A 5,258-nucleotide genomic window follows, 5' to 3' on the forward strand; every position below is an offset into this window, starting at 1 on the left:
ACGGGCACGCCGGTCGGCGGGCACGTCCGGGGCGCGGAGAGCGCGCCGGTCCCGCAGGCCGCCGTCACGCTGATCTCGCTGACCGGGCGCCAGCTCGGCCGCGCGGTCGCCCAGGCCGACGGCTCCTACGCGCTCAGCGCGCCGGGTACCGGCTCGTACGTCCTCATCGCCTCCGCCGACGGCTACCAGCCGCAGGCCTCCACCGTCGTGGTGGGCGAGGAGCCGCTGACCTACGACATCCTGCTCAGCGGCACCAGCGGCCTGACCGGTGTGGTCCGGGCGGCCGGGAGCGCGCTGCCGGTCAGGGACGCGATGGTCGTCGTCACCGATGTGCGCGGGGACCTGCTGGCCTCCGCCGTCACCGGTGAGCAGGGCGAGTTCGGCTTCACCGATCTGGTGCCGGGCCCGGTCACCGTCGCGGTCAACGCGCTCGGCTACCGGCCGCGCGCGCTGCCCGTCGAGGTCGCGGCCACCGGCGTCACCCGGGTCGAGGCCGAGCTGGACACCGGCGCGCTGCTGCGCGGTGTCGTACGGGCCCCGCACGGGCCGCTGGCCGACGCCCGCGTCACGCTCGTCGACCAGGCGGGCAACGTGGTCGGCACCGCCACCACCGGGACGGACGGCGCGTACGCCTTCACCGACCTGGACGCGGGCGACTACACGGTCATCGCGACCGGGTACCCGCCGGTGGCCACCGCGCTCACCGTCTCCGGCACCGGGGCCGACGGGCACGACATCGAACTCGCCCACCCGGGCGAGTAGTTCACCGGCCGGCCCGGGGTGCGTGGGGACGCGCCCCGGGCCGGTTCCCTGGATCGACACGCTGGGACCGACACGCGCAGGGGCTGCGCAGGGAGAAGAAGAACGGGATGGCACTGACCGCGAGAATCCGCACCCGCGACGGCTGGGCCGTGTCGCACGCGGTCGTCACGGTGACCGACATGACCGGCACGCAGGTGCTGCGCGCCGAGGCCGACGCCGACGGCGCCGTGCACGACACGACCGTGCTGGCCCCGGGTCCGTACACCGTGATCGTGACCGCCGTGGGGTACGCGCCCGCCGCCTCCAGTGCCTTCGTCACCGCGAGCGGGCGGGCCGAGGCCGGCACGGTGACGCTGGCCCGGCAGGGCGGCACCGAGCTGCCGCCGCCAGGACCCTGGACGATCGACCCGGTGCACTCCACCGTCGGCGCCGTCGCCCAGCATCTGGGGATCTCCAGCGTGCGGGGCCGGTTCACGGAGTTCGGCGGGAGCATCGAGATCGCCCCGGACGACCTGGCCAAGTCCCGGGTGGAGGCGGTGATCCGGGCCGAGTCCATCGACACCGGCAACACGATGCGCGACACCCATCTGCGCTCCGCCGACTTCCTGGACGTGGAGCACCACCCGGAGCTGACCTACCGCTCCTCGGGCATCACCCAGGCGGGCCCCGACCGCTGGACCGTGCACGGCGAGCTGTCGATGCGCGGCGTGGTACGGCCGGTCGACCTGGACCTCGCCTACCTCGGCACCGGCGCCGACCCGTGGGGCGGCACCCGCGCCGCGTTCCGCGCGACGGCCGAGCTGCACCGCGACGACTTCGCGATGAACTACAACCAGATCCTCCAGGCGGGCATCGCCGCCATCGGCACCACCCTCCGCGTCGAACTGGACATCCAGGCGGTCCAGGGGGACACGCTGCCCGCGCTCTGACACGCGTGCTCCGACGCGAGCAGGAATCCGACACGGCCCGGCCGGGCACCAACCGGCCGGGCCCTCGTCGTCCTAGGCTGCCCGCATGCCGAATATCGCGACGAACACCCGCGTGACGCTCGACGAGCTGCTGGACTTCGTACGCCCCCGCCACCGCGGGATCCTGCTCACCCGGCGTGCCGACGGCGGGCCTCAGGGGTCTCCGCTGACCTGCGGGGTGGACGACTCGGGGCGGATCGTGGCCGCCACCTATCCCGAGCGGGCCAAGACCCGGAACATCCGGAAGGACCCCCGGGTCAGTGTGATCGTGCTGAGCGACGACTGGAACGGCCCCTGGGTCCAGGTCGACGGCACCGCCGAGGTCATCGACGCGCCGGACTCCCTCGAACCGCTGGTGGAGTACTACCGCAACATCGCGGGCGAGCACCCCGACTGGGACGAGTACCGGCAGGCGATGATCCGCCAGGGCAAATCCGTGATCCGGGTGACGCCGGAGCGGTGGGGACCGGTGGCGACGGGCGGCTTCCCGGCGCGGCTGGTGGAGGGCGACTAAGCGCGAGGCCGGGGCCCGACGGCTCAGCCGCGCGCGACCATCGCCTCGATGCCCGCGATCAGCAGGTCCAGGGCGAAGGTGAAGTCGCGGTTCATCATCTCCGCGACCGTGTCACCGCCGCGTGCCGCCATCAGCTCGCTGGACTCCCGCAGCATCTCGGCCGTGCCGGGGATCTCCGAGACGGAGTCCATGGCCTGCGCGAAGTACTCGTCGGGGCTCAGGCCGGTGGCGGCGATGCGGGCGAAGAAGTGGCCCTCGATGGTGCCGAAGCCGTAGACGAACTGGAAGACGGCCGAGATCGCCCCCGTCACCCCGTGCGCGGGCAGCCCGGCCCGGCGCACCGCGAGGCGGATGCCCTGGGAGAAGGCGAGCGAGTTCGGGCCGATGTTGAGGTAGCGGCCCGCGAGCGGGGACAGCCAGGGGTGGCGCACCAGCAGGGAGCGGTAGGCGGTGGCCAGTTCGCGCAGCTGGTCGCGCCAGTCGGCGCCGGTGTCCTCGAAGTCGGGCAGCGGCAGCTCGCCGAAGGCCGCGTCCAGGGCGAGTTCGAGCAGGTCGTCCTTGGTGTCGACGTACCAGTACAGGGACATGGCGGTGACGTTCAGCTCGGCCGCGAGGCGCCGCATGGAGAACTTCTCCAGTCCCTCGGCGTCCAGCAGCCGCAGTGACGCGGTGGTGATCCGCTCCCGGTCGAGCCCCGAGGGCTGGCCCGCGCGGGTGCCGCGCCGTTCCTTGCCGCCGAGCCACACGCTGTCCCGCGCCGACCGCTCCGCCTTCACCATCGGCGCATCCTCCTCGTCGCTCTCCCGGTCACCGGTCACGATGCCAGAACCGTCGCCCGGCCCTCCGGCCGCATACCCACATCCTCCGCCCCTCAGGCCGCCGTGCGCTCCGCGCGCCGCAGCAGTCCCGCCGCCAGGAACCCGCCCGCGAGCACCGCGGCCGCGCCCACCAGTTGTCCTTCGCCGAGCCCGGCCGACAGCGAACGCCCCGAGACCACGGCGGAGCTGAGGACCGCGCCGAGGACGGCCACCCCGAGTCCGTTGCCGAACTCGGCGAGCGTGCCGTTGATCCCGGCGCCGACGCCCGCCTTGTCCGGCGGGATCGCGCTCATGATGGCGTGCGCCATGGCCGGGTTGGCGATCGCGCACCCGGCGCCGATCAGCACGAGCCCGAGCAGCGTGCCGCCGTACCCGGCGAAGGCCAGCTCGGCGATGGAGACGAGACCGGCCGCCATCAGCACCATGCCCAGGGCTATGGCCACCGGCGTGCCCAGCTTTCCGGCCCACTTCGCGGACAGGCCCGAGAAGTTGAGCGCCACGACGGTCAGGGCGAGCGGCGCGGTGCGCACCCCGGCCTCCAGCGGGCCGTAGCCGAGCACGAGTTGGAGGTGCTGGGTGAGCAGGAACAGTGCCCCGCCCATCCCGAAGGTGATGAGCACGACCCCGGCGACCGCGCCGGTGAACCTGCGGTCGCGGAAGAAGTGCGGGTCGAGCATCGGCTCGGGGACCCGGCTCTCCCAGTACCCGAAGAGGGCCAGCACGAGCACGGCCCCGGCCGCCGTGGCGAGGACACGGGGGGAGGTCCAGCCGTGGTGCGGGCCGGAGATGACCGCGAACACCAGGGCGGTCATGCCGACGGTGGACAGCAGCGCGCCGAGCAGATCGGGACGGCCGCCGCGCGCCTCGGCGGGCGCCGCCTTCGACTCGGGCACGAGCGCCGCGACCGCGATCAGGCCGAGTACGGCGACCGGGATGTTGATCAGGAAGATCGCGCCCCACCAGAAGTGGTCCAGGACGAAGCCGCCGATCAGCGGGCCGACCGCGAAGCCGAGCGAGTTGACCGCTGCCCAGATGCCGATCGCCTTGGGCTGTTCGGCGGGCGCGAAGATCTGCATGACGACCGCGAGCGTGGTGGTGATCAGCAGCGCGCCGCCTACGCCCATCCCGGCCCGCGCGGCGATCAACTGGCCGGTGCTGTCGGCGAGTCCGGCCACCAATGATCCGGTGCCGAACACCGCGAGCCCGGCCAGCAGCATCTTCTTGCGGCCGAAGCGGTCTGCCGCGCTGCCCGCCGTGAGCAGCAGGCCCGACTGGACCAGCGAGTACGCGTTGATCATCCACTGGATGTCGGCGGTGCCCGCGTGCAGGAGACGGGTGAGCGAGGGGATCGCCACGTTCAGCACCGTGTTGTCCAGCAGCACGGTGAGCTGGGCGAGGCAGATGACGCCGAGGATCAGCCAGCGGCGGGAGTGTCCCTCGGGTGCCTGGGGAGCGGGGGATGTCTGGGGCGTCCGGGGTGCGGGCAGCTCGGGGGAAGCGGACATGCTGTACACCGTATAGCGGGCACTATACGGTGTACAGCGGAATTATCTCCGTGGGGTCGGGGTCAGCTCTTCTTCGGCCGGGTCAGGTCGTAGAAGGTGGCCGAACCGGCCGTCACCTTGGTGAAGTTGGCCTCCACCCAGGTGCTGATGCCGGACGACGAGCCGCTGCCGCCGCCCTCACCGCCACGGCCGCCCATGCCCATGCCACCGCCCATGCCGCCGCCCGCGATGAAGTAGTGGATCCTGCCGTCGGCCACGTACTTCTTGAACTGGGCCAGCGTCGGGGACGGGTCGGTGCCGTTGAAGCCGCCGATGGCCATCACCGGGTCGCCGGTGGCGAGTTGGTAGCTCGCGGCGTTCTGCGAGCCGATGGAGGCGGCGACCCAGGTGTAGGAGTCGGCGTCCGTCTCCAGGAGCTTCCTGGCCGCGGCGGAGACCTTGGCGCCGTCGAGCAGACCGCCCATGCCGCCGCCCATACGGCCGCGATCGCCCAGGGAGAAGCCGCCGGGGAAGCCGGTGCCGTTCCGCTGGCCGTTCGAGGAGCCGTTGCCGTTCTGGCCGGGCATTCCGCCGCCGCCCGGGAAGCCGTTGCCGTTGTTGCCGTTGCCGTTCGGCGGGGTCTGGCCGCCCTGGCCGCCCTGCTGGTTCCCACCGGCCCCCGGCATCCCCGCGCCGCCCGGGAAGCCGCCGC

Annotated in this window: 5 protein-coding genes and 1 pseudogene; 3 read left to right on the forward strand and 3 right to left on the reverse strand. The window is 72.9% G+C overall.

Features of this window, described 5'->3' with window-relative positions; translation table 11 throughout:
* The 3 genes from GTW40_RS20930 to GTW40_RS20940 form a co-directional block, all read left to right on the forward strand.
* A partial coding sequence (locus tag GTW40_RS20930) for a carboxypeptidase regulatory-like domain-containing protein (protein WP_202486203.1) occupies positions 1 to 762 on the forward strand: 762 nt, incomplete at its 5' end.
* Positions 763 to 869: 107 nt separating this feature from the next.
* Positions 870 to 1,691, forward strand: a complete 822-nt coding sequence (locus tag GTW40_RS20935; protein ID WP_161181731.1) for a YceI family protein — start codon at positions 870 to 872, stop codon at positions 1,689 to 1,691.
* Between the two features lie 85 nt (positions 1,692 to 1,776).
* Positions 1,777 to 2,244, forward strand: coding sequence for a PPOX class F420-dependent oxidoreductase (locus tag GTW40_RS20940; RefSeq protein ID WP_161181732.1), 468 nt, complete (start codon positions 1,777 to 1,779; stop codon positions 2,242 to 2,244).
* A 23-nt stretch (positions 2,245 to 2,267) separates the two neighbouring features.
* Here the strand turns inward: GTW40_RS20940 and GTW40_RS20945 are convergent, their stop codons facing one another.
* From GTW40_RS20945 to GTW40_RS20955, 3 genes and pseudogenes are all read right to left on the reverse strand, one after another.
* Positions 2,268 to 3,023 (reverse strand): TetR/AcrR family transcriptional regulator, encoded by a 756-nt coding sequence (locus GTW40_RS20945; RefSeq protein WP_202486205.1) that lies wholly within the window; start codon positions 3,021 to 3,023, stop codon positions 2,268 to 2,270.
* 92 nt (positions 3,024 to 3,115) lie between these two features.
* Complete coding sequence (locus GTW40_RS20950; RefSeq protein WP_202486204.1) at positions 3,116 to 4,567, reverse strand: MFS transporter; 1,452 nt, start codon at positions 4,565 to 4,567, stop codon at positions 3,116 to 3,118.
* A 62-nt stretch (positions 4,568 to 4,629) separates the two neighbouring features.
* Positions 4,630 to 5,258: pseudogene (locus GTW40_RS20955) on the reverse strand (glycosyl transferase); the annotation flags it as partial.

It is taken from the genome of Streptomyces sp. SID4985 (genome assembly GCF_009863025.1).
Classification (GTDB): domain Bacteria; phylum Actinomycetota; class Actinomycetes; order Streptomycetales; family Streptomycetaceae; genus Streptomyces.